Consider the following 24,400-nt stretch of genomic DNA (forward strand, 5'->3'; position numbering starts at 1 on the left):
GAAGCACAGCACACCTCCGACGTGGATGTCGGATTTCCGCCGGATCGGAGCTGTGACCTCCGCCAATACTGGCGGCATGCGCAACGACGTCATGCACACGGACACGGACCGCTGCGTCCGGGCCGTGCAGTCCAAGGACGCCCGCTTCGACGGGTGGTTCTTCACCGCGGTGACGACCACCCGCATCTACTGCCGCCCGAGCTGTCCCGTCGTGCCGCCCAAGCCGCGGAACATGACCTTCTACCCGAGCGCGGCCGCCGCGCAGCAGGCCGGTTTCCGCGCCTGCAAGCGCTGCCGGCCCGACGCGAGCCCGGGCTCGCCCCGCTGGAACGAGCGGGCCGACCTGGCGGCCCGCGCCATGCGCCTGATCGCCGACGGCGTGGTGGACCGCGAGGGCGTGCCGGGGCTCGGGGCGCGGCTCGGGTACAGCACCCGGCAGGTCGAGCGGCAGCTCCTCGCCGAGCTGGGCGCGGGCCCCCTCGCCCTGGCCCGCGCGCAGCGCGCCCAGACGGCGCGGCTGCTGATCGAGACGACGTCCCTGCCGATGGGGGAGGTCGCGTTCGCCTCCGGGTTCGCGAGCATCCGCGCCTTCAACGACACCGTGCGGGAGGTCTTCGCGCTCTCCCCGAGCGAGCTGCGGACCCGCGCGGCGGGCCGCGGGCGGGGCGGGGCGGCTCCGGCAGCCGCGGCCACCACGCCCGGCACCGTGACCCTGCGCCTGCCCTACCGCGCCCCGCTGTTCCCGGACAACCTGTTCGGGCACCTGGCGGCCACCGCCGTGCCCGGCACGGAGGAGTGGCGGGAGGGCGCGTACCGCTGCACGATGCGGCTGCCGCACGGGCACGGCATCGCGACCCTCCGCCCCGCGGACGGTCACATCGCCTGCCGGCTGACCCTGACGGACCTGCGCGACCTGGCCGCCGCCGTCAGCCGCTGCCGCCGCCTCCTCGACCTCGACGCGGACCCCGAGGCCGTCGACGGGCTCCTGCGCGAGGACCCGCTGCTGGCCCCGCTCGTCGACCGCGCGCCCGGCCGCAGGGTGCCGCACACCGTGGACCCGGCCGAGTTCGCCCTTCGCGCGGTGCTCGGCCAGCAGGTGTCCACGGCCGCGGCCCGCACCCTCGCCGGGCGCCTGGTCACCGCCCACGGCACTCCGGTCGAGGACCCGGACGGCGGCCTCACCCACCTCTTCCCGGCCCCCGGGGAGCTCGCGGAGCTCGACCCCGCCGGCCTCGCCATGCCGGGCACGCGCCGCCGTACGTTCACCGCCCTCGTGGCCGCGCTCGCCTCGTCCGGGCTCGACCTCGGCCCGGGCAGCGACTGGCAGTGCGCCCGGGAGCGGCTCGCCGCGCTGCCGGGCATCGGCCCCTGGACCGTGGAGACGATCGCCATGCGCGCCCTCGGCGACCCGGACGCCTTCGTCGCCACCGACCTCGGCGTCCGCCTCGCCGTGGCGGGCCTCGGCCTGCCCGCCACGCCCGCGGCCCTCACCCGCAGGTCACGGGCCTGGCAGCCCTGGCGGTCGTACGCCGTGCAGCACCTGTGGGCGACGGGCGACCACCCGGTCAACCGCATGCCGGCGGCCTGACCGCACCGCACGCACCTCAGGCCGCACGTACCTCAGGCCACATGCACCTCAGGAGGAACCCATGCCCCACCGATCCCACAGCGTCGTGTCCCACGTCGTGTCCCACACGGTCATCGACAGCCCGTACGGCCCCCTGACCCTGGTGGCCGCTGACGACCGGCTCAGCGGCCTCTACATGGAAGGCCAGCGCCACCGCCCGCCCCAGGAGACCTTCGGCGCGTACGACCCGCAACCGCACGCCCGGGGCTCGGTGTTCGCCCGGACCCGGGAGCAGCTGGAGGAGTACTTCGCCGGCGCCCGCACCGCCTTCGACCTCCCCCTCGCGCTCGCCGGGACCGACTTCCAGCGCACCGTCTGGCACGCCCTCCAGGAGATCCCGTACGGGGAGACCGTCTCGTACGGGCTGCTGGCCGCCCGCATCGGCCGCCCGGCCGCGTCCCGGGCCGTTGGACTGGCCAACGGTCGCAACCCCGTCGGCATCGTCGTCCCCTGCCACCGCGTCGTCGGCGCGACCGGCGCCCTCACCGGCTACGGCGGCGGCCTGCCCCGCAAACAGCGCCTGCTCGCCTGTGAACGCGCAGGTAGCGCGCACGAGGAGGCATCATGACGGGGTGAGCGTGAGCATAGACATCACCGGCCTGGCCACCGAACGGATCGTCTTCGAGACATCCCCGATGGGCGAGTTGTGCCTCGCGCTGCACGTGCTGTCCGAGCCCGGCCACCACCCGGGCACGGCCGGCTGGGCCACGGCCACGGCCGCCGCGCTCCGCCCCGACCTCGCCGACCGCCTCCAGGAAGCCGACTTCCTGTGGCGCACCACCTTCTCCGACCTGTTCATGCCCTGGGCCGGGCTGCGCGGCGGCGAAGGCAGGCCCGGGGCGACCCTCGCCGAGGAACTGGACCTCCTCGACCTGCTGGACGACGACCAGTTCGTCACCACGGCCCTGGAGTTCGCCTGCCTCGCCTCGTACAGCATCGGCGGCCCGTCACCGCTCACCCACCGGCCCACGCGCGCCCGCACCCTGGAACTCGCCGCGGCCCGCGGGCCCCGGCAGGTGGAGTTCGCCGAGCGCCTGCTGAAGGACCCGGCCTCCGTACGGGCCTGGGTGCGCCGCCTGTTCGAGGACTGCGACGAGGCGTTCTTCGCGGACATCTGGCAGCGCGTCGAGCCCCGCCTCGCCGCCGACGTCCGGCACAAGACGGAGCTGCTGCGCCGCAAGGGCCTCCGCGAGGCGCTCGCCGCGGTCTCCCCGGCCCTCCACCTGGAGGACGGCGGCCGCCGCATCCGCGTCGACAAACTGGCCGAGGGCCGCGCCACGGCGACCGGCCCCGCGGTCCGCCCCGGCCTCACCCTCGTCCCCTCCCACTTCGGCTGGCCGCACCTGATGGTCCTGCACCGCCCGCAGTGGCGCCCCGTCGTCCACTACCCGGTCGGCTCGCCCGAACTGCCCGCCCCCACCTCGGTCGACCTCCTCAAACTCCGCCTGGAAGCCCTGGCCCACCCTGTCCGCATACAGGTCTGCCGCAGCACGGCCCGCACCCCGCACACCACGGGCGAACTGGCCGGCGTCCTCGGCATCAGCCCCCCGGAGGTCTCCCGCCACCTCTCGGTCCTCAAGAAGGCGGGCCTCATCACGTCCCGCCGCCGCGGCCGCTACGTCCTCTACCAGCTGGACGTCCGCGCGGTGGCCCGCCTGAGCAGCGACTTCCTGGAAGGAATCCTCCGCTGACCCCCACAGCCCCACGAAACAGCCACTGACCAGCAAAAACGCCCCTCCCGAGGGGAGGGGCGTGCAGTGTGGGTCGAGCGCCCCCGGCAGGACTCGAACCTGCGGCCAAGCGCTTAGAAGGCGCGTGGCGTGGGAGGGTTCGTAAGATCTCTGACCTGCGAGAATGCGCCCAGCTGCTTCTGTCGCTGAGGAAAACTCTTCTGTTCTCGGGAAGGGTGTCAGGTCGCGTGCTGTGACCGTACTGGGTGGGCGGGGCCTTGCCTCCTGCTCCCTTCTTTGTCCCGAAGCGATTTGGATCGGCGCTCTACCTCGGGTTGGGGGCAGCTGCTCTGACGGTCCGCAGGTGCTCGCTCGCGCTAGCCCGCCGCTGCACGGCGGCGCTGTCACGCAGTTACTGAGCTTGAACTTGTGTTGCCAGTACGGCACAGACATGCGGTAAGCGCAGAGTAGTGGACTCACTGACGAGCGGGGGTTCAGAGAGGAGCTTCGTTTCTGACCAGCCGAGCGGTTTGCCCTGGGCGGGAGGAGTTCCGCCCTTCTGAGACACCTGCCGGCCAACCTCTTGGGCGTGATGACGGGCGCCTTCGAAAGAGTGCCACGGTAACGCACAGCTTCGCGATGCGGCACGGGTGTTCCAGAGATAGCCTGAGGTAAGGAAGGACTTCCCATTTATGGGAATGGGGGCGCCTACTATGGGATCTACCTTTTTTCCTCTGCCCGATCCTGAGCAAGACGAGGTAGCTCTGGATCTGGGCACCGCTACAGCTGATGACAGACAGACGGCTTCTGGCGAAATGTTGGCGAATGAGGGAGGGAGTGGGGGAATAGGCGAAGGGGGTGGCGGCGAAGGGGGTGGCGGCGACGGCGGATCTCGTCCCCAACCAGGAAAGACTCCACCCGAGTTGCTGGACGAAATGATCGGATCCAAAGAGACTGCCCCGCTCCAAAGTAGCGGTAAGGCAAGCCGCAATTTCGCGAAGCTGGTCTCAAAAGGAGAGAAAGCGGATCCGCTCCTTGCCGGGATCTTTTGGTGGGGCATCCTACACAGCAGGATTCTGGATCGCCAGCTGCTTCCCTTCCTCGCGAGGCCACGCCTTACGCAGCGCCTTATCGTAGCTCATGCGAATGCCAGCCGATTTGACCTTCTACTGCTAGCTCGCGATTACCATGGGGATCCGATCCAGATGCAACTTCCTTACCGGACGGCACCACCTCTAGCTGGCGCAAGAAGTCGATTTGCTGTCACGTACGGAGCTTTTGTGGATGCCCATGCGCAAGATAGAGGGACTGTAGTAGATCGAATAAAGGAGAGATATCCTCGAGTGACCAATGAGCTTGTGTTCCAGGTCATAGAGGAAGTGGCTGCCAAAGGTGAGTTTGGTGTCGTTTTGGCCAACGCTCCAGAGGAATTGCAAACTGCTTTTGTGCCCGAGCCTGGAGCGGGATTCATTAGGCAACAAGCTACTATGGATCCCCGTCAGCTCCATATTGCCACGGCAGGTATCGTCTTGAGGCGAAACGGAGGATGGTGTGCGACTACTGCCCGGCATAGTTTGCTTCAAGGAAGCACCTTCCTGCCGCGCGTAGAAATAGGCGCTACGACAGGCAGAGTATGCGCAGATGATCTCGTGACTGATTCTTGCTTGGTCGCCCTGGACAGCGATCCAAGAATACCCAGTGCAGCAGACTATGCAGGTGTTCGTCGGTGCATTATGCCTGCAATGGGGGCGGGCGAGCGGGCATGGTTTTGCCGTGTTGATGAGCCAGGAAGGGTTGGCGCTGTTGTTCATGGTGTCGATGCCAGCATTCTCGAACCACAGCAGGATTTTGCATCCTTGGTTTACACGGACCCCGTCACGCGAACGGGCGATTCCGGGGTCGCACTGCTTGATTCACAGAATCGCATGGTTGGCTTTGCTGTTCGCCGTACGAGCATCAGGGCGCCGATAGTTCAGTCCTACTGGATATACGCCGAACAGGCACTAAGTGCCCTGGGTGTCCTGGAGGAAGCTGATGAGTTGGTGGAGTAAATCCCTTCGAGATGAGGCCAAGAGCTGGTACTTTTCGCCAATTCCCCCGGAGCGAACACCGACGCTTGCCGAACAGCGATCAATAACGCCGGAGAGCGGTTACCTTAACGCTTTTCTGGCGTCGATGCGCATTGCGAATGCCCGAGTGGCCACGCGTACCTACTACGGTACAGTAACCAGCTCGTTCGTGGTGTCAACACGCGGCAGTGGGCAATCTGAATTCATAGTTGTCACGACCCCGCAAGCGTTGAAAGATTTGGATTCAAAACACCTAGGTCGTGTTGTTACCATAAATAAGCGACTGCTTGGCCCGCTGCCCTACAGGGGAGGGGATATTGACATCGAAATCGGACTGTTCGGAATGCAGGCAGCAGACCTGCTTGAGCCCTATCTTGAGGTTGTTGAGAAGATCAGCGATCTCGCCGGAGTAGGACTAGTGGCGACAGGGGTCCCCCTCGTGCCGACCATCAAGCTCGCATTGAATGGACTATTGGGATCGAATGATTCACCTAAGCTCGAACTGGGTTTGGTGACCACCTTTGACAGCCCGCAGACTGGCTACTACTGCGCAGTTCGCGCAGATCGCGACGATCAATTTATGGCAGATATCGGGATTGGAAAAGATGGTCGACTGATTCATGCTAACGGAAATGAGGTGAAGGAGCCATACCTTGTCTTCAATCTCGAATACACAGAGCGTCGCGATGACTGGGCGCAGATACCAGGGCTTGCTGCTTCCTACGAGGATGTGAAGAGAGCTTGCCTCCGAGGGGATCTGCCAGAGGCTGAGCGGGCTCTTTCTGCATTTAGCCGCACCGCAGTCTTCTGCCCGGATTTGATTGCGCACGACGGTCAACGTGTTCGCGATCTAGTCAAGCGGGAAGTTGATATGGCCTTTCCGGCCACTCAGACGGCTGGCGGCGTGCCCTACCGGATGCCCGATCTGGCTGCGTTGCCTCTCTACGGGTAGGCCGATCATCGCCCAGGGGGGGATAATGAGCGGAACGCAGCGTGGGTTTTGCGGCTAGCGTTGGCTGGAATGTCACTCGCTCTTTCTTGTCGTGAGGACGGGCGGACAGTCCCCATACCGACCGTCCTCTGCCGTCCCGCTCGACAGCCCGTCGGGCAGTCACCCGGAGGGAGAAGCCTTGCCGGACCAGGAGCTGGGCGGTGTAGGTCGTGTGAAACCCGGCCGATCGCTGCCTTGACCGGGGACGGCGTCCACCGCTGGTCCCCGAACTGGACCTCATCTAGTCTCGGCAGCGAGGCCGGGCCCTTCGAGCGAAGTGCTCCCGGTCGGCTTTGCGCCAGCCCTTTCGCGAACGCTCGACTGACCGCACATGAACCCGTAAGCCCTTCGCGATCACCAAACTTCTCCTGCGCAGGGTGAACCGCTCGGCCGCCTGAAGCCGCAGTTGCTCGTGGAACTCCCCCCTCTCGTCGGTCAGCCCACCACCTGGCGGGTACCGCGTACCCTGGTCGTACCTCAGGGATCAAGACCTGTCAGCCACTACGACACCGCGAGTTGAGCCTCAGTAACACTCACCGGGGCGCCCGCCACCGGTTGCCAGCGAAGCAGTCGGGAACGATCACCGGCACAGGTGTCTATCGGTTGTTCACAGGTTGGTGACAGTTGAGGCGCGGGATGCCATCAATGGTTCTAGCTGGGCCATTCTGGGCTGCATGACACCGCAACGTCGCATGTGGCTCTGGGTCTTGGCAGCTGCCTGTGGGCTGATCTCGGTCGGACTGGGTATCTACTTCATTAAGGTCGGTCTTGACCGGGCCAACGAAATTTCCGGAACCCTAGGCTTGTTTGTGGCCATTGCCGGGCTCGTGGCCTCGATTTGCTCCATCGTGCAAGCAAACTCGACACGTCACGGCGTCCGGGCTGGACATGTTCGGATGGCTCAAAATAGCGGGAGCAACTCCATCAATATTCAGTCTGCTGGCGATGTTAATATCGGCGACAGCAACACGCTGGGAGGTCATTGAATGCCATGGTTTCGCCAGAGGGCTGGCGACAACTCTCAGCTGGTTCAGGCTGACACTGTGAACAATAATTACGGACTTAGCGTAAAGGATGCTGAATGCATCTGCCTCAAATTGATGGAGGAGAGGTTTGTTAGTCACTCCGAGGAGGCGTACAGGATTGCAAAAGGGCGATTCGAGGAGTTCGTCTTCAATTATCTCAAAACGCTGACTGAAAGAGCCCCCCATGCTATTGGGAATCTGAGTGACCCAGGCATCCAGTCGGCGATCCTAGAAGCTGAAGAAGGTTTTGCGAAGACGGGTGATATCGACCTTGGTCAGATTCTTGTTGAAATGCTTGTCAAGCGCACGTCGGAAACTCGAAGAGACGTCAGGCAGCTAGCGTTGAATGAAGCCATCGCTGCTGCCCAGAAGTTGGCTACCAAGCATATAGATGCCCTTTCTCTACTCTTCTTTGTCAGGAGGGTCCAGGTAAACTCGTCGTCTCTTCAAGATTTCATTGAGCGCGCGACGGGCCTGCTGGCCCCCCTCTGTGAGAGCTTCGCTCATTTTTCTGTATCCGATGCTCAATATCTGGAGGCGACTGGGTGTGCCGTGCGTGTCGGTACCATTAGCTGGGCGGCGGCGATGCGGGAGCGGTACCCTGGCTTTTTCTATAGAGGTGTAATCAGGGAGGAAACTCCGGCTGTAGCCCAGATTTTGGACAGAGCCACAGCGCGGGAAGATTTGCTATTTCAGCCCAGCTGGCATGATCCGAATGTGATCCGGGTGAATGCGGTGACTAAGGATCAGGCGCGCGAGTTGGCTGAGTCTTCCGGTCTCGATCGAGAAGATCTCGCTAATCTGATGTCATCATACCCGCTATCTGATGAGCAGATCGCCGAAATGTTTACCGCGGTGACGCCGGCCCTGGGGTCGGTACTGGAGCTATGGTCGACTGTAGGTTTCGATTCGCTCGAAGTGTCTCTCACGGGAATTGCTGTCGGTCATGCAAATTTCAAAAAAACCGTTGGTGATCTATTTAACGCTGAGATAGATGTTTGGATTAACTGAGGTGTATGGAAAATCAAGGTCGCTTCTGAGGCGCCAACATGGAAGAGTGCAAGACTTCGGCTGCAGGGTGCATAAGGGGGCACGCTGAACCCAGTTGGGTAGGTGTTGGATGAGCAGCTGTACCGCAGAGTTATTGGCCTCGATAGGACGCCAGTACGTGCGCCATGGCCCCGAATCGCTGGGGAAGTCCTGGCTGGCCGCTAGGTGCCTCAACCCTTACCTGCGCGACCGGCCCCGCCGGCGCATCGCTCGGACCCGATTTGGGGCGAGTATCGCTGTCGATACGCAAGATCTCATCCAGCGGTACATCTACATGTTCGGGACGTGGGAGCCCCACATGACGCGATGGCTGAGCCGGCGGCTTCGGGCTGGGGATACGTTCGTCGATGTTGGGGCGAACATCGGGTACTTCAGCCTGTTGGCGGCCCGCCTGGTCGGGCCCTCGGGGAGGGTTGTTGCCATTGAGGCCTCTCCTGCGTTCCACCGGAGTGTGTTGGCAAACGTGCGGCGTAACGCCTGTCGTAACGTGCGGGCGGTCAATACGGCAGTGTCCGATGCCCGGGGGGCCTTGAGGTTCACGCTTGCCAGTTCTCGCAACCTGGGGGCGAACAGCGTCGTTCCGTACGACGGGCCGGCGGAGTCCAGTTTCGAGGCGCAGGCACTCCCGCTCACCGAGGTACTTACCGCCTCCGAGGTAGCCGGCGCCCGCGTGATCAAAGTCGACGTAGAAGGGGCCGAAGGGAGCGTGGTCCGAGGCATGGTCCCTTTACTTGATCGGCTTCGTCCCGATGTCGAGGTCACGGTCGAGGTGACCCCCGAGCGCATGGCTCGGTTAGGGGATTCTGCAGAGGAGCTGCTGGCCACCATGCGCGAGCACGGATTCCACGCCTACCGCCAACCCAACGACTACGCCCCGGAGAGCTATCCGGCCGCTCTTCGCTGCGCCGGCACTGCACTCGCCCGCCTCAGGGGGCCCGTCCTGGGGGAGTGCGACCTCGTCTTCTCGCGAGTCGATGCGGACACGCTGCCCTGAACGCGAACGGTCCGGCCCTTCAGGGCCGGACCGTTCCACCAGTACGTAGTCGATGTGGGCGTTACCTCTATAGGCGGAGTGCTCTCTTTCCTGACTCCTCCAGCGGCGCATCTTCCGGGCCTGGCGGAGATAAGCGCACTCCGCGGCTTTCGGCCACTCGTAGGACTTCGCTTAGTGCCTTGGCCGTCCGCTGAAGAGCTATCTGAAGGCGGCGCGGGCACGCTTCCCGGTCTGCGAGAAGTTCCTCCGCTTCGGCCAGAGCATCCGCCCCGATGGCCATCAGCGCGTCCTCTACGTCGTCGGCGTATCGGGAAACCACCCCCTGGCCATCGGAGGTGCTCAGGAGAGATGTTTTGTGATCCGGGGTGTCCCAAGGGAGTAGACGAAGCCAGCTGACGTCGCCGTTCGGCTCCGGCTCGGGGGCTCTGCCGTCCGGGCTGGTTGTCATCCGGCTTCCTCCCGGTTTTCGGCGTGCGTGCGCGTGGTGAAGAGGACTTCCGCGCGGTCGCCTGGAAGGAGCAGGAGCGCCCACTCCACCACTTGCCCAGTGACGTCCATCGACGTCCGTTCCACAGTCAGCACAGGTGCGGGACTGCGGAAGAGCTCCCTCTCCTTGGCGCTCGGCAGTCGGGACGTGACGCGCTCGATGCTGGACGCCACGTGCACTCCGGCCGCGGTCAGCAGCTCCCGGACGTTGTCGCCCCACGGAGATAGCGGGGCTTCGGGACGGTTGAGCCTCGCCACCTTGTGGGGAACGTAAAGGCGAGCAATGCTCCGTACTGAGGTGCCGGCGAAGCTGACGTACTCGTACTCGGTCAGTGGGGAGCCGGCTTGCACCTGCAGGAGCGACGCGACGCCTGCGGAGGCCTTCACACGGCGGATCTCGACGGTGACGCGCAGCGCGGCGCAGGGCTCCGGCGGGCGGTCCGACGTGTGTCGTGCGCTGTCGTAGACAGTGCGGTCTCCGGGGCGCCGTACGAAATTGCCTCGGCCGTGGAACTTCTCCACCAGTCCTTCCGCCTGCAGCAGCTCCAGCGCGCTCCTCAACGTGGGCCGGCTGGTCCTGTACAGCGAGGCGAGTTCCGTCTCCGGCGGGAGCTGCTCGCCTGCACGCCACGTTCCGGCGGCGATGAGCTGGCGGAGGTCTTCCGCGATGGTCTGGTAGCGGCTTCCCACGGTGGTCTTCACCGCTTCCTGAAGGCGCGTACCGCGGACAGTTCTTCATCCGACTCCACGATCAGCTCTTCCCCTGTGCGGAAGCGCAGGCCCGTTTTGCCGCCGCAGAAGCCGAGTACATCGATCACGGTGTACCCCCGACCGCCGAAGTCGATGACGTCTCCGGTCCGGACCGTCTTCCCGGTGACCTGAACGCGTACGTGGTGGTGCGTGGCCATGGACGTGGCGATTTCGAGCATCAGTGCACCTCCGCCACGATCAGGGGAAGATCAACCGTAAGGGGACGCCAGCGCGGCTCCAGTCGCCGTCGGGCACGCTCGTCGTCGGTCATCACGTACAGGCGGACGAGGGCCCTCTGCTCGGCGTCGCGCAGTTCTGCGTACCACTCCGGCTGACGCATGGGCGGGACCGGCAGACTCGTCTTCTCGGCGGGCCGAGGCTCGGCCGGCGCGCGGTGGTGGTGCGGCCCGATGGCGGGAACGAATTGTCGCCTAGCCCAGCCAAGGGCTCGGCGGATAAGGTCAATCACGTTGCTCAGCTCCTTACAGCTGACGGCCACGCCCCCGGGCCTCCACTGCCGCGGGGGTTTCCTTGTTGACGCCTGCCCAAGCTGATCGGCCGCTCTTGTTGCCGGTGGTCATTCCCGACCAGTCGGCTGCGGCTAGAGCCGCTAAGAGCTCCTGCCATGACTCGGCGGTGACCCGCTCGGGTACCTCCGTCTCGATGTGGGTGTGGGTGTCGTGATCTGTCACTCGCGGGGTGAATCCGACGGCGTGGAGGCGTGCAGCGATGTCCTGAACACGAGCGTCGTGCGTGGGCACAGCGCGTTCCTCCGTCGCCGTGTTTCACTGTCGGCAGCGCTAGGCGCGCTAGCTGAAAGCTGTCTAGCTAGCTTAGCTGCTGTAGAGCAAGGTTAGAGCTAAGGGTCTAGATTTTCCACATGCGTGAGCAGCCTCCGTACCTCCAAACCGCTGACCTGCTCCGACAGCGCATCGCGAACCGGGAGTGGGCGCCGGGCGACCGCCTGCCCTCCCGGGCGCAGTTGGCGCAGGAGTGTGGCGTAGGTGAAGCCGTCGTACGTCGCGCCCAGGAGACGCTCATCTCGGAAGGCTTCCTGGAAGGGCGTGCCGGCTCGGGGACCTACGTCGCCGAACCGCGTGAGCGCGTCCGCATCGTTCGCTCGCCGGAACGCGAGCAGGCCGGGGGTGCGCCGTTCGTTGCGGACATGGCGGAGCTGGGCAAAAAGGCGACTTGGGAATGTCGCAGCGACGCGATGGTGCCTGCCCCGCCGGACATTGCCGTGCGTCTCGGTATCCCCGAGGGGGACTACTGCGTGCGGTCGTCGTACGAGTACCTCGCCGACGGCAAGCCCGTGTTGCTGTCGACGAGTTGGGAGCCGTACGCGGTGACGTCAGGCACCCTCGCAGTACTGCCTGAGGGTGGGCCCTACGCAGGGATGGGCGTCGTTCGCCGTATGGCGGAGATCGGGATCACGGTCAGCCGTGCCGTAGAGCGTCCGCAGCCTGGACAAGCGAGTGCCGAGGAGGCGAACCTCCTCGGCATCCAGCGTGGCACGTCCGTGACGCGCATTCAGCGGACCTACTACAGCGATGAAGGGCGCCCGGTAGAGACGGCCGATCTTGTCGTGCCCGCCTCCCTCTGCGAGATCGTCTACGAAGTGCCGATCAGCTCGTAGCCGGGTAGAGCCAGCGGTTGTACGCGAGGGCCTGCGCGCGGGCCTGGACGACGGCCATGCGCGCATCACGCTCCGCGGTATCGGTGTGGGCTGCCTGCCCGGTCGCCTGTCCGGGCCACTTGCGGTAGAGGAGCCCCACCTCGCGCGTGAAGTACCCACGGCTGACCGCATCCAGGGCGAGCAGAAGCCCGGTGTCCTCCGATGCCGGAAGCGCCATCCATCCGCCCAGCGCGACGAGCAGGTCACGACGTACGCAAAGCGTCGCGGGGTGAACCTGCGCCCGGAAGCCGTGCGCCTGCCAGTGCGCAAGTACGGCGCCCAGCTCTATCGGCCCTTCCTCCGGGTCCTGGTCGAAACCGACCGTGGTCCCGTCGGGCAGCAAGTCCAGGACGCGTGATGTCGTCCAGCCGATGCTGGGGTCACGTTCAAGGACGGCGATGTCGCGGGCCAGGGCGCCGGGCGGGAGCTGGTCGTCGGCGTCCAGGATCTTGACGTACTCGCCGTCGGCGTGAGCCAGAGCCATGGTCCGGGCAACCCCGGGGCCGCCGCGCCGTCCCTGCCGGAAGGTCACGCGCTCGTCGTCCGGGACGTGGGGGGCGACATCGTCCGTCTGCCCGTCCTCCTGGATCAACCAGTGCCACTCCCACCCCTCGGGGAGCTCCTGAGCGCACAGCGACTTGTAGGCGTCGTGGAGGTGGTGGGCGGAGGGTCCGTGCACAGCGGTGACGATGATGATGCGCCGGCGCACGGCACTCACCACCTTTCCAGGGGAGTGGTGAAGAGCATCTCCGTCCGGTCGCCGGGCAGCGTGATGTCGGAGAGCTCCACAACGCGGTCGTGGGTGTCGTACGAGGTCTTGCGCAGCAGGATCACGGCGGTGCCGGGCGGGAGTTCCAGCTCCTCCGCCTCTTCCGGCGTGGGCGGCCGGGCGGTGACGTGTTCCTCGATGCGGTCGAGCTCGATGCCGATCGTGAAGAGCTGGTTCTGGGTGCCGCCGGGCCATGGTTCGTTGGACTCGTCCAGGAGGTCCGGGTTCGACGCGACCATGTCGCGGACGAGGTACGAGGTGACCAGTGCGAACGGGGCGCGTTCCGCCGCATAGCGCGTCCGGTAGGTGCGCTCCAGGAGCACTTCGCCTTCCTCGACCCCGAGAGCCTGCGCGAGATATTTGCCCGCCTTGATCTCGCGGTAGGACGCCTGGAAAACGAGATCGTGCAGCGTCAGGCCGGTGTCATGCTCGGTGGCTCCGGTCTTCGCCCGCTGCTCCTCGGGCTGCTGGACGCGGTCCTTCTCCCACTGGTGCCTGACGTTCGTTCGGAGGACGGTCGCCCGGGGCTGCCGGACGAAGTTGCCGCGGCCGTGCTGCTTCTCGATCAGCCCCTCGTCGCGCAGAAGGCGCAGTGCTTCGCGGATCGTGGGGAGGCTGCGGCCGTACTCCTCGGCGAGTGCGGTCTCGGATGGGAGGCGGTCTCCGGCGCTCAGCTGACCTGCGCGGATGGCTTCTCGCAAGCCGTCCGCAATCCGCTCGTACGCCTTCGCCATCGGTGCTCACCCGCCTGTCGTATCGACGGCGCTCAGCATACGACTCCTAAAGAGGACTTGACGAGTTAGTGAGACCCGCGTCATAGTCCCAATCTGAACTCCTCAAGTCCTCAAGAGGACTTGACCTCTTGATGAGTCATCAGCGTCCGATGCGCTCACGACGGACGCACTCGTTCCCTGCTGCCTGCACTGCTCCCAACCTCAGAGGTGGATCACATGCAGCTCACCCTCGGCGACGTCGCCCGCAGCCGCGAGGACATCACCCTCGGCACCGTGGCCGGCATCGCGGACCACGGCGAAGGCAAGCTCGTCGTCTTACGGCTCCCGAACGGGGGGCTCAGTTTCGTCGAACCGTGCTCCCTGGTCGTCGTGGGGCGCTACGCCCCGCCGGCCTCGGCCCGCCGCAGCGTCGTGGCGCTGGTCTTCCTGGGCTTCGCGCTCCTCGTGGCCTACATCAGTTGCCGGTCGGCTGAGGACGTCGGCGCGGACTGGCTGCTGACGCTCTTCGCCGGGCTGGGCGGGTTCAAGGTCGTGGCGCTCGCGTACCAGTGCTGGGCGCGCCTCACCGGGCCGCGGCGCTTTCGCGTCTGAACGCATCTCTCCCGTTCTTCCGTCCCGCCCAGGATTTGGAGGGGTCACGTGAACGACCAACTGACGGAGAGCCCCGCCGCTGCCCCGGGCGACGAGACCATTGCCGTCGACGGCCCCGGAGGACCGTCGGGTCCCGGCTTGGCGGACCGGGCGCGGAGCGCGAAACGCCGTCCGGTCATTCCCGCGTGGGCGAAGTCGCGTCAGGAATTCCTTGCGGCCGGCAAGGGCGTCGCCGCGTACGCCTGGCATGTCTCCGCGTATCACGCGGTACGTACGCCCTGGTACGCGATCCGCCTTGCGTTACAGGCCCCGCGCGGTGCCGCACGGTTCGTCGGCGGCAGGCTGCGATGGGTCGCGGATGTCGAAGGCGAGCCGTTCCGGCAGTACGCGGCGGCTACCGATGACATCGCCAAATACCTGCAGCTCTCGCGCCAGAGGGACCGCCGTGTCCGCTGGCGGGCGGCAGTCGCCCTCGTTGCCTCGCTCGCAGGGACCGCCACGGCCCTCGCGCTCCACGTCATTGCGCCGCAGTGGTTGCTTTCGCTGTGCGGCTTCGCTCTGACGATGGCCCTGGGATGGCTGGGGCAGCCGGCTGATGCGCCGGTGATCCACCGGGCAGTGGAGATCCCGAGGGCGACGAGGCTCACCAGCGACATCGTCCTCCGTGCTCTCGGCTCCCTCGGCATTCAGGGGATCAATCAGGCCCAGTCGAAGGGCGGGGATGGGTTCGCCTTCACCGCCCCCATCACGCGGGACGGCCCCGGTTGGCTCGCCGAGGGCGACCTTCCCCACGGCGTGACCGTCACAGACGTCGTGGACCGCCGGGAACGACTGGCCTCCGGCCTCCGGCGGCCGCTGGGAACGGTCTGGCCCGAGGCGGTTCGGAACGAGCACACCGGCCGCCTGAGGCTGTGGGTCGGCGATCAGGACATGTCGCAGACCTCGCAGCCGGCATGGCCCCTCGCGAAGTCGGGCACGGTGGATCTCTTCAAGCCCGTCGCGTGGGGGAGTGACCAGCGCGGACGCTGGGTGGAGATCACCCTCATGTACCTGGCGGGCGTGATCGGCGCCATCCCGAGGATGGGCAAGACCTACCTCCTGCGTCTCCTCCTGCTCATCGCCGCGCTCGACCCGCGCGCCGAGGTGCACAGCTACGACCTGAAGGGGACCGGCGACCTTGACCCTGTCGGCGACGCCATCGGCTTTCGCCACCGGGCGGGCAATCGCGACGAGGACATTTTTTACGGATTGACCTCCCTGCGTGAGCTGCAGGCCGAACTGCGGCGGCGTACGGACGTCATCCGCGGTCTGCCCCGGGATATCTGCCCCGAGTCGAAGGTGACGACGGAGCTCGCTTCGAAGAGGTCCCTCGGCTTGCACCCGATCGTGGTCGGGGTGGACGAGTGCCAGAAGTGGTTCGAGCACCCGAAGCACGGCAAGGAGCTTGAGGAGATCTGCACGGACCTCGTGAAGCTCGGTCCGGCCACGGGAATCGTGCTGCTGCTGGCCACTCAGCGGCCGGATGAGAACAGCCTGCCCAAGGCGATTTCCGCGAATGCATCGGCCCGCTGGTGCCTGAAGGTCATGAGCCACGTCGAGAACGACATGGTCCTCGGCACCGGAGCGTACAAGCGGGGCGTACGAGGAACGATGTTCGCTTGGGAGGACAAGGGCATCTGCTACTTCCTCGGCGAAGGTGCGGATGCGCAGATCGTCCGGGCGGCCGAGGTCAATGCGGTGGAGGCCGAAGTCATCGCCCTGCGGGCCCGGAAGATCCGCGAGCGCCTCGGCACCCTGGCCGGTCACGCGCTGGGGGAGCACCCCGTAGCCGAGTCCGGCCCGTCCTACGACCTGCTCTCTGATCTCCTCACGGCGCTCCCCGCCGACAAGGAAAAGCTCTGGAACGAAGCGATCGTCGCCGCCCTCGCAGAGCTCCGGCCCACCCTGTACGGCACGTGGACCCCGGAACAGCTCACCGCAGCCCTGAAGCCGTACGGCATCCGCACCACGCAGGTGTGGGGCACCACGGAAGACGGCCGGGGCGCCAACCGGCGCGGAATCAAGCGCGCCGACGTCCTGAGAGCGCTCGCGGAACGTGACAGCACCCACGCCGCGGCATAGCCGTAGCCGCCGCTAGGCCTAGCAGGACGGCCGCTAGGTCTAGCACCCCCGCTAGCAGCACACCACGCACCTGACCTGCGCACTAGCACCTAGCGGCGCTCGCCGAGCGCACCCCGAATTCCTACCCGGAGAGGGTTCTGATGAGTTCCCTGCTCGACGCTATGCCCGGCCTCATATTCCTCACGCTCTGCTACGCCGTCATCTGCTCCCTCAGCCCGTTCGGCGCGTGCCGCAAATGCGGGGGATGGGGAGCGAAGATCCGCCAGACCCGCAGCGGCCGGCTCAGGCGCGGCCGCGAATGCCGCCGCTGCGAGGGGCAGGGCCTGCGCCTGCGCTTCGGCCGGCGCCTCTACAACTCCGTTGCCGAGCTTTACCGCGACGGCACCGGCAAGGCCCGACGCTGACTTCTCGAGGAGCCCCGCGATGTCCTTCTCTATCTCCGCGCTCATGCTGTTCGGCCTCCTCCTGGCCATGCTCCTCCGCTCGAAATCCGTCGGCATCGGAGGCGCCACGGTCGCGATCCTCTTCGGTTACTACCTCAGCCGCACCGGTATCGCCGCGCCGATTGATCAGGTCATGGGCGCCATCGCCCACGCCGTCCCCGCCCTCGACAAGTGATTAGGCGAAGGAGCCTCTCCCATGAACAAGATCTCCCTCATGGCCTCCGGCGAGCTGCGTGATGCGCTCACAGCCATCGAAGAAGGCAAAGGGCCTGCCGCTATCGCCGCCCTCATGGCCATCGACCCCACCTCGTGGCAGGCCATCGAGCACCGCCTCAAGGCGGTCATCGGCACCGACCTCCGCTCGCTCTTACTCCACACCGTGGAGAGCGCGGCAGCGCAGGCCATCGACTGACGGCTCCCTGTGCGGGTCCAACTCCTGCGGAGGTGGGGCCGTGCAGAGGGCCGGACAGTCCGGCTCGGCAATTCCGACAGCGGAGAGGACGCGCATGTCCAACATCACCACCATCGCGTGGTTCGACGACTTAACGGCGAGCGTGTTCGCGCTCGGCGCCGCGGCCCGGGAGATGCGGCTCGCCCACCAGGCGGCCCAGGTCGCCTCGTGGCAGATCGAGCCGGCCCGCCTGCGGCTGGTGATCGGCGACGTGAACATCCGCGGGGAGTACAAGATCAGCCCCTGCGACATCGCCCTGAGCCAGGTCCGCGGCCTGTCCCGCGCCTACCAGCGCATGACCACCGACCTGTACGAGAACCTAGCCCTCACCTACGCCTACGGGACGGCAGCCGCCCTGCTCGCGGTCATCAAGGGATACCGGCCGCGGTACGTCGAGCTCCAGCGCGACCAGACCGACCACTACATCGTGCCGGGCGATCCGCTGCCCGACTTCCGCGGAGACCTAGGCGACTGGAACGGCCAGAGGCGCCTCACCCTCCTCCGCTCCCTCGTCGCGGCCCGCAGGCTCGACAGCGCCGGGGAGCTCAGCCACGGTTTGCTGACCGACTTGGCGGACGCCGCCTACGCGTACGGCGAGCAGGCCGAGACGGCCCTTCACCACCTGCTCCTCACCTCCCGCGCGGACCACGGCCCGGGGGAGGAGCAGTGACGAACGGATCGGACGCCACCGACAACCCCACAGTTGCCTACGCGGCCGCCCCGGGGATCACTTCGGAGATCGGCTGGGTGATCCGGCACAGCATCCCCCGTTCCTCGGGGACGGAGTACGAGCGGGAGTTCCTGCTCCGTAAGGCCGCCGCCTTCGACCGCATGGCGCTCGCAGAAGCAGCCAGGTGTGCTCCCCAAGCCGCCGCGCCGACCATCGAGTCCGCGGTCGAGGCCGCACGACAACTGATGGACCACGACGTTGCGCATTGCGGCCTGTCCCTCCGCGGCGCCGAGATCGCGACAGCTGATGACTGCCGCGCGTACGTCCGCCGCGAGTACCACGCCTGGAACCGCACTCAGCCGCTCTGATTTCGCCCGGGGCAGCGGTCTACCCGGCAAGGACGCCCGCTGCCCCGGCCTCCCCATCCCGTACAGGACTCAGGAGGTGCCACCAGCATGCACCAAATCGACAACGGCCCGCCGCCCGGGGCCGCCGGAACCGGCATGGGGGCCACGTGATGACCCGTGGCCGTAAGGGCGGCGACAAGCTGACCGTCGACGAGCTGTGCGAGGAACTGCGCATCGCACGCTCGACCTTCTACGACTGGCGCCAGAAGGGCCGTGGCCCGCGCTGCATACGGCTCCCGAACGGAGCCCTGCGCATTCGCAGGGACGACCTCGACAACTGGCTCACGGACTGCGAGGACCACGCATGACGACCCGGTCCTTCAAAGTGAGCTTCTACGAGACCGAGATCTACGAGGGCAAGCGCGGCACCACCTACACCGTCCGCTGGTCCGTCAACGGCAGGCGGCACGGGGAGACCTACAAGACCGGCCCCCTCGCCGATTCCTTCCGCGCGACGCTCCTCGTGGCCGCGAACAACGGCGAGCCCTTCGACATGGAGACCGGCAGGCCGGTCTCGCACGCCACGCCGGCTGCTGAGACCACCTGGTACGAGTTCGCCCTGCAGTACGTCGACATGAAATGGGCCCGCATCTCGGCGAACAACCGCAAGAACACTGCCAAGGCCCTCACCAAGGTCACCATCGCACTGCTGCGCGCGGAACCGAAGCAGTTCGACCCGGTCGACGTGCGCAAGGCCTTACGCGAGTACGCCTTCAACAAGCTCCGCAGAGACGAGGCCCCACCCGAGGTCCGGACGACCCTGTCCTGGATCCGGCGCAACTCCCTCCCCATGAGTACTTGGGAGGACACCAAACACGTGGACCACGTCATGCTCGCGCTCAGCACACTCCTGGACGGCAAGCGCGCAGCCGCCAGCTCGGTCAATCGCGAGCGACGGATCCTGAACGTGGTCATTAAGTACGCCATCCGAGAGAAGGTCCTGAAGACCAATCCGCTGCCCAAGGGCAAGGACGAAAACGCCCCGCCCAAGGCGCTCCAGGCCATCGACAAGCGCTCCCTCCTCAACCCCACCCAGGTCGCCCTCCTCCTCGCCTGGATCGCGGCCCGCCCCCGCACCGGCAACCGCCTCCACGCCTTCTTCGCCACCCTCTACTACGCGGGCCTACGCCCGGAGGAAGCCGTGGCCTTACGCAGCAAGGCAGCCACGTTGCCGGAGTCCGGCTGGGGCGAGCTACTCGTCCACACCGCCGAGCCAGAGGTCGGTAGCGCTTGGACCGACGACGGCACGGTCCACGAGACCCGCGATCTCAAGGGCCGCGCCGCCGGCGACACCCGTCCCGTCCCCGCCCATCCCGCCCTCGTCGCGATCCTTCGCGACTTGATCGAGCGGGACGGCCTCAAGCCGGGCGGCCTCCTCTTCGCGGGGGAGAAGGGCGGCCTGCTCGCCGGCTCGGTCTTCCGCCGCGTCTGGCGCAAGGCCCGCAAGGCCGTCCTCAAGGAGCACGAATACGACTCACCCGTCGGCAAGCGCGTCTACGACCTCCGCCACACCTGCCTGACGACCTGGCTCAACAGCGGCATCCCGCCCGCCCAGGTCGCCGAGTGGGCCGGCAACAGCGTCCCCGTCCTCCTCGCCACCTACGCCCGCTGCATCACTGGTCAGCTCGCAGACCTCCAGAAGCGCATCGAGGGGCCGCAACAGCTGCCCGGCACGGCTCGCACGCCGGAGTGACCGCGGCGGATCACCCGTCAGAACTTCGAGAGGTTCTCGGGAAGAACACCCGCCGACAGCAGTCCTAGACCAGCTCCAACTGGACAACCCCGTCCGGGGTAGGGCCAGCCTCGCTGGCCGTGACGCCGTCTGGCGCACGGCCTAAGAGGTGCCTGGCGAGCAATTATTCCCCCTCCAGGGAGTGCGGTGCGGGTCGAGTACCGGCAGGATTCAGACCTGCGGCCAAGCACTTAGAAGCGAGTGATGCGAAATTTCTGTCCGCATGGCTGCGATCTGAATCTTCGCAGAGTCGCCCGCTCGCCTGCCCTTCGACACGCTCGACATAGAGGTGAGGGCTGAGGCCATGCATGGCAGTCGCTACTCACGTGTACAGGCTAGGCAGTTGAACACGTTGAGAGGGCCTTCTGAATCGCCGCACCGCGATTGATCCTGCTATTTCTGTCATTGATCCCAGATCGCACTCGCCGGTAGTACTCAGCTGCCTCGGGTGATGGATTTGGGGCATGTGTAACGCCTTCGACCTCCTCGTAGAAGGAAATAAGCACGGTGGCCGCGATGGCCGGAGAAACCCGCTTACCTTCGTCGATGATTGCTCGGTAAAGCTCCACGATCAATGTGAAAAGGTCAGCCTTCTGCCACACGCGACTCTTGGCCGGAAAATTACAATCATCGATGAACGAGAAGACCGTATCGAAACCAGCCCGGAGATCCCCTGCCATGGGGAAGTCATCGTTGTAGTGGTCGAGATACTGCTCATGCTCGTCATCGCGCCTGAAGTAGCCGCTCAAGACGGTGATGATTACCGTCAATGCAAAGCGGATATCGTTCATGCGTCGACCATCGAGAGATGTGAAAATCTTCCTGTCTTGGAAGAATTGATGGTTTGCAAGCTCCTCGGCGAAAGCCTTCAATGCCCCATCGAATCGGGAGTTATTTACCTCCATGGCGTTGAGTGAATAGTTTGTTGAATTGATTCGGTGGAAAATTTGACGTGTCTCATCTTCGCTGAGCGGTCCGAGATCCCTGATTACTACCTCATATTCGAGAAATTCTCGCTTCTTGGCCTCTGCGAGTTGCTTGTATGTCGGGATGATGCTATTCGTGATGCGCAACTCGGGTGATCCGGTGAAGTACTGGTGGAGAGTGGTGATTCGTTGCTGCCCGTCTACGATGAGCTCGGTTCCATCTCCGGTGTCTGGATTCACATCGCCAGCCGAAATGAAGATTTCGGGGAAAGGTAGCCCGTCCAAGACGGTGGCGACGAAGGCGATTTTGTGTCCGTTCGACCACACCAAACGACGTTGGAAGTGGGGATTGGGGATCAGAGTCTTGTCGCGGATGCCCGTGAGCAACATGCGAAGCCTCTTGTTGGTTGCTGAAGTCTGCATCTAAGAAGCCTCCATAGCCTCGCGGCAAGACCGGACTGCTCGGCGTTGATACTGGGTGAGGAAATGCATGTCGTGATATAGGGCACCCGCAATTTTGTACGGCCCGAACTGCCTACCTCGCTGGAGTTCTCGAAAGAACTGCCGCCACTCTTCAGAAAACTGGAAAGACGGAGATCTGGGTAGCATATCCGGGCGAATCCAGCCCCATGATATGTACTGTTCAAACTTCCCTTGTCGTGGCCACCCTGCCCCCGAGTCGGCGTATGCGTGCGCTTCGTGCCAGACCTTCTCGTACAAGTTGTGACTTACGATCGCCACATCTATGTCAGATGCGTCGCCAAAGAGTCGGTACCTCTTGTGGGGCGCCACGCTGAATCCGAGTTTTGCCGATCCGACAATAAAGACCTCTTGATGGGGGGAGATTGAAAAATGATTTGCAATGGCCTCCTTCAAGGAGAAATGCTGATCTTCGGACAGGGCGTAGCATCCTCCATGCAAGATCTTTGAGTTCACTACGCGCTCATCGCTTAGGTCGGCAAGGAGGATGCTTTCGAAGTGCTTCTTGGGTTCTTCGATGGACTGCTCGAAACTGTTCGAACCCACGGTCCCCCCACGGCCGGTTTGAGCGTCACTCGGTGGTGAAGATACACCTAACCCCAGTTGGCTACGATCAGTTGAGCATTTCGGGCGGGCTCCCGCTAGCTGGTGCACCGGGAGGCCTGCCAGGGGTGACCGGGGTTGGTCGAGGGTAACCACGGGCGATCTCACCAGGCGTCCCGACATGGCCTCAGCTGCCTGGCTCGGTCTGCTGTGGTTTGTCTGGGTTGACGGCAGGCGGGAATGGCGGCCTCACCTGCACCCCGAGCTGGCTAAGCCCTGAGCCAGTGGCGTGCGGGTGGTGGTCCGAGCTGTGGCGGGGCGTAGGCAGGGGCGCGGGCCTAGGAGTGATGGGCGCGCGACGCCGTGCTGCGTGCGCGGCGGATGTGTCCTTCGTGGGGCAGGGGGGCTCGGAGCCATGTCGTTGGAGGGCTGGGTACTGCGCATGGTGCCCGAACTATCCTCGATGAGGTACGAGTACGACTCACCCGTCGGGAAGCGCGTCTACGACCTCCGCCACACCTGCCTGACGACCTGGCTCAACAGCGGCATCCCGCCCGCCCAGGTCACCGAGTGGGCCGGCAACAGCGTCCCCGTCCTTCTCGCCACCTACGCCCGCTGCGTCACAGGTCAGCTGGCGGACCTCCAGAAGCGCATCGAGGGGCCGCAACAGCTGCCCGGCACGGAGTGCAGTCCAGCGTGACCGGCCGAAACTTCGGGAGGTTTTCGGGAAGAACACCCGCCGAGAACCGTCCGAGACCGGCTCCAGCCGGACCCAGCCGGTGACCACCTACTCAACTTGAGTAGGTGGTCACCGGCTTCTGCCTTCGCGCTCCATGCCCTCTGACCAGCAAAAACGCCCCTCCCAGAAGGAGGGGCGTGCAGTGTGGATCGAGCGCCCCCGGCAGGACTCGAACCTGCGGCCAAGCGCTTAGAAGGCGCCTGCTCTATCCACTGAGCTACGGGGGCCGGTGTGTGCGGCGGTGTCGCGGACGGCTGAAGCCCCGGGCTCGGTGGTGCCGTGACCTTGCCGGGGACAAGGATAGGGCTCCGCTCACCTCGTCCCGGTTGCTTCACCTCCGTGCCACGATGTGGAGGTTTAGTGAAGCGGTCCTGATAATCGCAGGCGGGTACGAATCTTGCACCGTTTTTCACGCCTCAGGCGACGGGTGTTGTGTACTCGTTATGCCTGAGCCCCGTGCGCCACGCCTCGCGCGCCATGGCCTATACGCTTCAAAATCACACCAGAATTGGGCATTCTGCACGTGTGGCGACCTTGGACGTACGGCCCCGACTGCTCGACGCACTGTCCGCACTGCGTGACCGTGTCGACGCCGCACGCTTCCCCCTTCCCCTTCCCGGCGCCGCCCGCGCCCGCCGGAACCGTGCCGAACTCCTGGCGCAACTCGATGACTACTTGGTGCCCCGCCTGTGCGCCCCCGAAGCGCCGCTGCTCGCGGTCGTCGGGGGATCGACGGGGGCCGGCAAGTCCACCCTCGTCAACTCCCTGGTGGGGCGGCGGGTCACTGAGGCGGGGGTGCTGCGGCCGACGACCCGTACGCCTGTACTGGTCTGCCACCCGGACGACCACCACTGGTTCGCGGGCCAGCGCGTCCTGCCCGAGCTGCGCCGCGTCTGGGTGCCGGCCCAGGACGTCTCGACCCTCTACGACCCGGACCCCGACGCCCGCCGCGGGGACGAGGACGACGCCGGCGAGCCCCCGTCCCTGCGCATCGAGACCGACCGCGCCATGCCCCCCGGGCTCGCCCTCGTCGACGCCCCCGACATCGACTCCCTCGTCGCCCGCAACCGCGAGCTCGCCGCCGAGCTGATCTGCGCCGCCGACATCTGGGTGCTCGTCACCACCGCGACCAGGTACGCCGATGCGGTGCCCTGGCACCTGATGCGCACGGCAAAGGAGTACGACGTCACCCTCGTCACCGTGCTCGACCGGGTGCCCCACCAGGTCGCCACCGAGGTCTCCAAGCACTACGGGGCGCTGCTGGCCGCCGCCGGGCTCGGGGACGTCCCGCGCTTCACCATCCCCGAGCTCCCGGAGTCCGCGGGCGGCGGCACCGGCCTGCTGCCCGACACCGCCGTCGCGGGGCTGCGCGCCTGGCTGCACCAGCGGGCGCAGGACCCCGCCGCCCGCGCCGTGGCCTCCGCCCGCACCGTCGCCGGGCTGCTGGCCTCCCTGGG

Annotated in this window: 26 protein-coding genes and 1 tRNA gene; 20 read left to right on the forward strand and 7 right to left on the reverse strand. The window is 65.7% G+C overall.

Annotated elements, in window-relative coordinates; genetic code table 11:
• The first annotated feature begins 76 nt into the window (after nt 1-76).
• The 8 genes from B7P34_RS20095 (at nt 77) to B7P34_RS20110 (ending at nt 9,426) form a co-directional block, all read left to right on the forward strand.
• Entirely contained in the window at nt 77-1,588 is a 1,512-nt protein-coding gene (locus B7P34_RS20095; RefSeq protein WP_286157494.1) for a DNA-3-methyladenine glycosylase 2, read from the forward strand.
• 61 nt (nt 1,589-1,649) lie between these two features.
• The gene (locus B7P34_RS20100; RefSeq protein ID WP_106678341.1) at nt 1,650-2,195 is read left to right on the forward strand and encodes a methylated-DNA--[protein]-cysteine S-methyltransferase; all 546 of its coding nucleotides are present in this window, start codon (nt 1,650-1,652) and stop codon (nt 2,193-2,195) included.
• Nucleotides 2,196-2,199: 4 nt separating this feature from the next.
• On the forward strand, nt 2,200-3,318 hold the full coding sequence (locus B7P34_RS20105; protein WP_223268035.1) for a DUF5937 family protein: 1,119 nt from the start codon (nt 2,200-2,202) through the stop codon (nt 3,316-3,318).
• A gap of 1,322 nt (nt 3,319-4,640) precedes the next feature.
• Entirely contained in the window at nt 4,641-5,348 is a 708-nt protein-coding gene (locus tag B7P34_RS36800) for a hypothetical protein (RefSeq protein WP_146166869.1), read from the forward strand.
• On the forward strand, nt 5,332-6,318 hold the full coding sequence (locus tag B7P34_RS36805; protein ID WP_146166870.1) for a hypothetical protein: 987 nt from the start codon (nt 5,332-5,334) through the stop codon (nt 6,316-6,318). The genes B7P34_RS36800 and B7P34_RS36805 overlap by 17 nt, the downstream gene beginning before the upstream one ends.
• 656 nt (nt 6,319-6,974) lie before the next feature.
• Nucleotides 6,975-7,343, forward strand: a complete 369-nt coding sequence (locus tag B7P34_RS36810; RefSeq protein WP_146166871.1) for a hypothetical protein — start codon at nt 6,975-6,977, stop codon at nt 7,341-7,343.
• Between the two features lie 57 nt (nt 7,344-7,400).
• Nucleotides 7,401-8,393 (forward strand): LPO_1073/Vpar_1526 family protein, encoded by a 993-nt coding sequence (locus B7P34_RS36815; protein WP_146166872.1) that lies wholly within the window; start codon nt 7,401-7,403, stop codon nt 8,391-8,393.
• 337 nt (nt 8,394-8,730) lie between these two features.
• On the forward strand, nt 8,731-9,426 hold the full coding sequence (locus B7P34_RS20110) for an FkbM family methyltransferase (protein WP_223268036.1): 696 nt from the start codon (nt 8,731-8,733) through the stop codon (nt 9,424-9,426).
• A gap of 444 nt (nt 9,427-9,870) precedes the next feature.
• Here B7P34_RS20110 and B7P34_RS20120 read toward each other — a convergent pair whose 3' ends face one another.
• From B7P34_RS20120 to B7P34_RS37565, 3 genes are read right to left on the reverse strand one after another with little or no spacing between them, the layout of a single operon-like run.
• Nucleotides 9,871-10,614 carry a GntR family transcriptional regulator gene (locus B7P34_RS20120; RefSeq protein WP_106678344.1) on the reverse strand — a complete coding sequence of 248 codons (744 nt, stop codon included), beginning with the start codon at nt 10,612-10,614 and terminating at the stop codon, nt 9,871-9,873.
• Nucleotides 10,611-10,841 carry a hypothetical protein gene (locus B7P34_RS20125; RefSeq protein ID WP_106678346.1) on the reverse strand — a complete coding sequence of 77 codons (231 nt, stop codon included), beginning with the start codon at nt 10,839-10,841 and terminating at the stop codon, nt 10,611-10,613. Before B7P34_RS20125 ends, B7P34_RS20120 begins: the two co-directional genes overlap by 4 nt.
• A complete protein-coding gene (locus tag B7P34_RS37565) occupies nt 10,841-11,002 on the reverse strand; it encodes a hypothetical protein (RefSeq protein WP_189382911.1) in 162 nt (53 codons plus the stop codon). Before B7P34_RS37565 ends, B7P34_RS20125 begins: the two co-directional genes overlap by 1 nt.
• Before the next feature lie 540 nt (nt 11,003-11,542).
• On the opposite strand from B7P34_RS37565, the gene B7P34_RS20135 reads away from it, so the two are divergent.
• Entirely contained in the window at nt 11,543-12,298 is a 756-nt protein-coding gene (locus tag B7P34_RS20135) for a GntR family transcriptional regulator (protein WP_106678350.1), read from the forward strand.
• On the opposite strand, the gene B7P34_RS20140 is transcribed toward B7P34_RS20135, so the two are convergent.
• Both B7P34_RS20140 and B7P34_RS20145 read right to left on the reverse strand, forming a co-directional pair.
• Nucleotides 12,288-13,046: a glycosyltransferase family 2 protein gene (locus B7P34_RS20140; RefSeq protein WP_223268037.1), complete on the reverse strand. Its 759-nt coding sequence runs from the start codon at nt 13,044-13,046 to the stop codon at nt 12,288-12,290. The two genes, B7P34_RS20135 and B7P34_RS20140, sit on opposite strands and share 11 nt — an antisense overlap.
• A gap of 5 nt (nt 13,047-13,051) precedes the next feature.
• A complete protein-coding gene (locus B7P34_RS20145; protein WP_106678354.1) occupies nt 13,052-13,840 on the reverse strand; it encodes a GntR family transcriptional regulator in 789 nt (262 codons plus the stop codon).
• 216 nt (nt 13,841-14,056) lie between these two features.
• On the opposite strand from B7P34_RS20145, the gene B7P34_RS20150 reads away from it, so the two are divergent.
• The 9 genes from B7P34_RS20150 (at nt 14,057) to B7P34_RS20190 (ending at nt 20,216) form a co-directional block, all read left to right on the forward strand.
• On the forward strand, nt 14,057-14,431 hold the full coding sequence (locus tag B7P34_RS20150) for a hypothetical protein (protein WP_106678356.1): 375 nt from the start codon (nt 14,057-14,059) through the stop codon (nt 14,429-14,431).
• A 48-nt stretch (nt 14,432-14,479) separates the two neighbouring features.
• Entirely contained in the window at nt 14,480-16,552 is a 2,073-nt protein-coding gene (locus B7P34_RS20155; RefSeq protein ID WP_223268038.1) for a cell division protein FtsK, read from the forward strand.
• A 140-nt stretch (nt 16,553-16,692) separates the two neighbouring features.
• Nucleotides 16,693-16,956: a hypothetical protein gene (locus B7P34_RS20160; protein WP_106678358.1), complete on the forward strand. Its 264-nt coding sequence runs from the start codon at nt 16,693-16,695 to the stop codon at nt 16,954-16,956.
• A 19-nt stretch (nt 16,957-16,975) separates the two neighbouring features.
• Nucleotides 16,976-17,170, forward strand: a complete 195-nt coding sequence (locus B7P34_RS20165; protein ID WP_106678360.1) for a hypothetical protein — start codon at nt 16,976-16,978, stop codon at nt 17,168-17,170.
• A gap of 21 nt (nt 17,171-17,191) precedes the next feature.
• Complete coding sequence (locus B7P34_RS20170; protein ID WP_106678362.1) at nt 17,192-17,407, forward strand: hypothetical protein; 216 nt, start codon at nt 17,192-17,194, stop codon at nt 17,405-17,407.
• A gap of 94 nt (nt 17,408-17,501) precedes the next feature.
• Nucleotides 17,502-18,116, forward strand: a complete 615-nt coding sequence (locus tag B7P34_RS20175; RefSeq protein ID WP_106678364.1) for a hypothetical protein — start codon at nt 17,502-17,504, stop codon at nt 18,114-18,116.
• Complete coding sequence (locus B7P34_RS20180) at nt 18,113-18,484, forward strand: hypothetical protein (RefSeq protein ID WP_106678365.1); 372 nt, start codon at nt 18,113-18,115, stop codon at nt 18,482-18,484. The genes B7P34_RS20175 and B7P34_RS20180 overlap by 4 nt, the downstream gene beginning before the upstream one ends.
• A 149-nt stretch (nt 18,485-18,633) precedes the next feature.
• Complete coding sequence (locus tag B7P34_RS20185) at nt 18,634-18,831, forward strand: helix-turn-helix transcriptional regulator (protein WP_106678367.1); 198 nt, start codon at nt 18,634-18,636, stop codon at nt 18,829-18,831.
• Nucleotides 18,828-20,216 (forward strand): tyrosine-type recombinase/integrase, encoded by a 1,389-nt coding sequence (locus B7P34_RS20190; RefSeq protein ID WP_106678369.1) that lies wholly within the window; start codon nt 18,828-18,830, stop codon nt 20,214-20,216. Before B7P34_RS20185 ends, B7P34_RS20190 begins: the two co-directional genes overlap by 4 nt.
• 374 nt (nt 20,217-20,590) lie before the next feature.
• On the opposite strand, the gene B7P34_RS20195 is transcribed toward B7P34_RS20190, so the two are convergent.
• Nucleotides 20,591-21,604: a DUF262 domain-containing protein gene (locus tag B7P34_RS20195; protein ID WP_106678371.1), complete on the reverse strand. Its 1,014-nt coding sequence runs from the start codon at nt 21,602-21,604 to the stop codon at nt 20,591-20,593.
• Between the two features lie 1,063 nt (nt 21,605-22,667).
• On the opposite strand from B7P34_RS20195, the gene B7P34_RS20200 reads away from it, so the two are divergent.
• The gene (locus tag B7P34_RS20200) at nt 22,668-22,904 is read left to right on the forward strand and encodes an integrase (RefSeq protein WP_223268039.1); all 237 of its coding nucleotides are present in this window, start codon (nt 22,668-22,670) and stop codon (nt 22,902-22,904) included.
• A 193-nt stretch (nt 22,905-23,097) separates the two neighbouring features.
• Here B7P34_RS20200 and B7P34_RS20205 read toward each other — a convergent pair.
• A tRNA-Arg gene (locus B7P34_RS20205) sits at nt 23,098-23,170 on the reverse strand.
• 298 nt (nt 23,171-23,468) lie between these two features.
• Between B7P34_RS20205 and B7P34_RS20210 the strand changes: the two genes are divergently transcribed.
• The coding region (locus tag B7P34_RS20210) for a dynamin family protein (protein ID WP_223268040.1) at nt 23,469-24,400 on the forward strand (932 nt) is incomplete at its 3' end.

Source organism: Streptosporangium nondiastaticum, from assembly GCF_003011965.1.
GTDB lineage: Bacteria > Actinomycetota > Actinomycetes > Streptomycetales > Streptomycetaceae > Streptomyces > Streptomyces nondiastaticus.

Bases quoted from the DNA above. Each gene is read 5' to 3' on its own strand.
- B7P34_RS20150 (WP_106678356.1), top strand. From the start codon at position 14,057: ATGCAGCTCACCCTCGGCGACGTCGCCCGCAGCCGCGAGGACATCACC.
- B7P34_RS20110 (WP_223268036.1), top strand. From the start codon at position 8,731: ATGACGCGATGGCTGAGCCGGCGGCTTCGGGCTGGGGATACGTTCGTC.
- B7P34_RS20165 (WP_106678360.1), top strand. From the start codon at position 16,976: ATGTCCTTCTCTATCTCCGCGCTCATGCTGTTCGGCCTCCTCCTGGCC.
- B7P34_RS20170 (WP_106678362.1), top strand. From the start codon at position 17,192: ATGAACAAGATCTCCCTCATGGCCTCCGGCGAGCTGCGTGATGCGCTC.
- B7P34_RS20185 (WP_106678367.1), top strand. From the start codon at position 18,634: ATGACCCGTGGCCGTAAGGGCGGCGACAAGCTGACCGTCGACGAGCTG.
- B7P34_RS20190 (WP_106678369.1), top strand. From the start codon at position 18,828: ATGACGACCCGGTCCTTCAAAGTGAGCTTCTACGAGACCGAGATCTAC.
- B7P34_RS36805 (WP_146166870.1), top strand. From the start codon at position 5,332: ATGAGTTGGTGGAGTAAATCCCTTCGAGATGAGGCCAAGAGCTGGTAC.
- B7P34_RS20145 (WP_106678354.1), bottom strand. From the start codon at position 13,840: ATGGCGAAGGCGTACGAGCGGATTGCGGACGGCTTGCGAGAAGCCATC.
- B7P34_RS20125 (WP_106678346.1), bottom strand. From the start codon at position 10,841: ATGCTCGAAATCGCCACGTCCATGGCCACGCACCACCACGTACGCGTT.
- B7P34_RS20160 (WP_106678358.1), top strand. From the start codon at position 16,693: ATGAGTTCCCTGCTCGACGCTATGCCCGGCCTCATATTCCTCACGCTC.
- B7P34_RS20200 (WP_223268039.1), top strand. From the start codon at position 22,668: ATGAGGTACGAGTACGACTCACCCGTCGGGAAGCGCGTCTACGACCTC.
- B7P34_RS20175 (WP_106678364.1), top strand. From the start codon at position 17,502: ATGTCCAACATCACCACCATCGCGTGGTTCGACGACTTAACGGCGAGC.
- B7P34_RS20100 (WP_106678341.1), top strand. From the start codon at position 1,650: ATGCCCCACCGATCCCACAGCGTCGTGTCCCACGTCGTGTCCCACACG.
- B7P34_RS20195 (WP_106678371.1), bottom strand. From the start codon at position 21,604: ATGCAGACTTCAGCAACCAACAAGAGGCTTCGCATGTTGCTCACGGGC.
- B7P34_RS37565 (WP_189382911.1), bottom strand. From the start codon at position 11,002: ATGCGTCAGCCGGAGTGGTACGCAGAACTGCGCGACGCCGAGCAGAGG.
- B7P34_RS20135 (WP_106678350.1), top strand. From the start codon at position 11,543: ATGCGTGAGCAGCCTCCGTACCTCCAAACCGCTGACCTGCTCCGACAG.
- B7P34_RS20095 (WP_286157494.1), top strand. From the start codon at position 77: ATGCGCAACGACGTCATGCACACGGACACGGACCGCTGCGTCCGGGCC.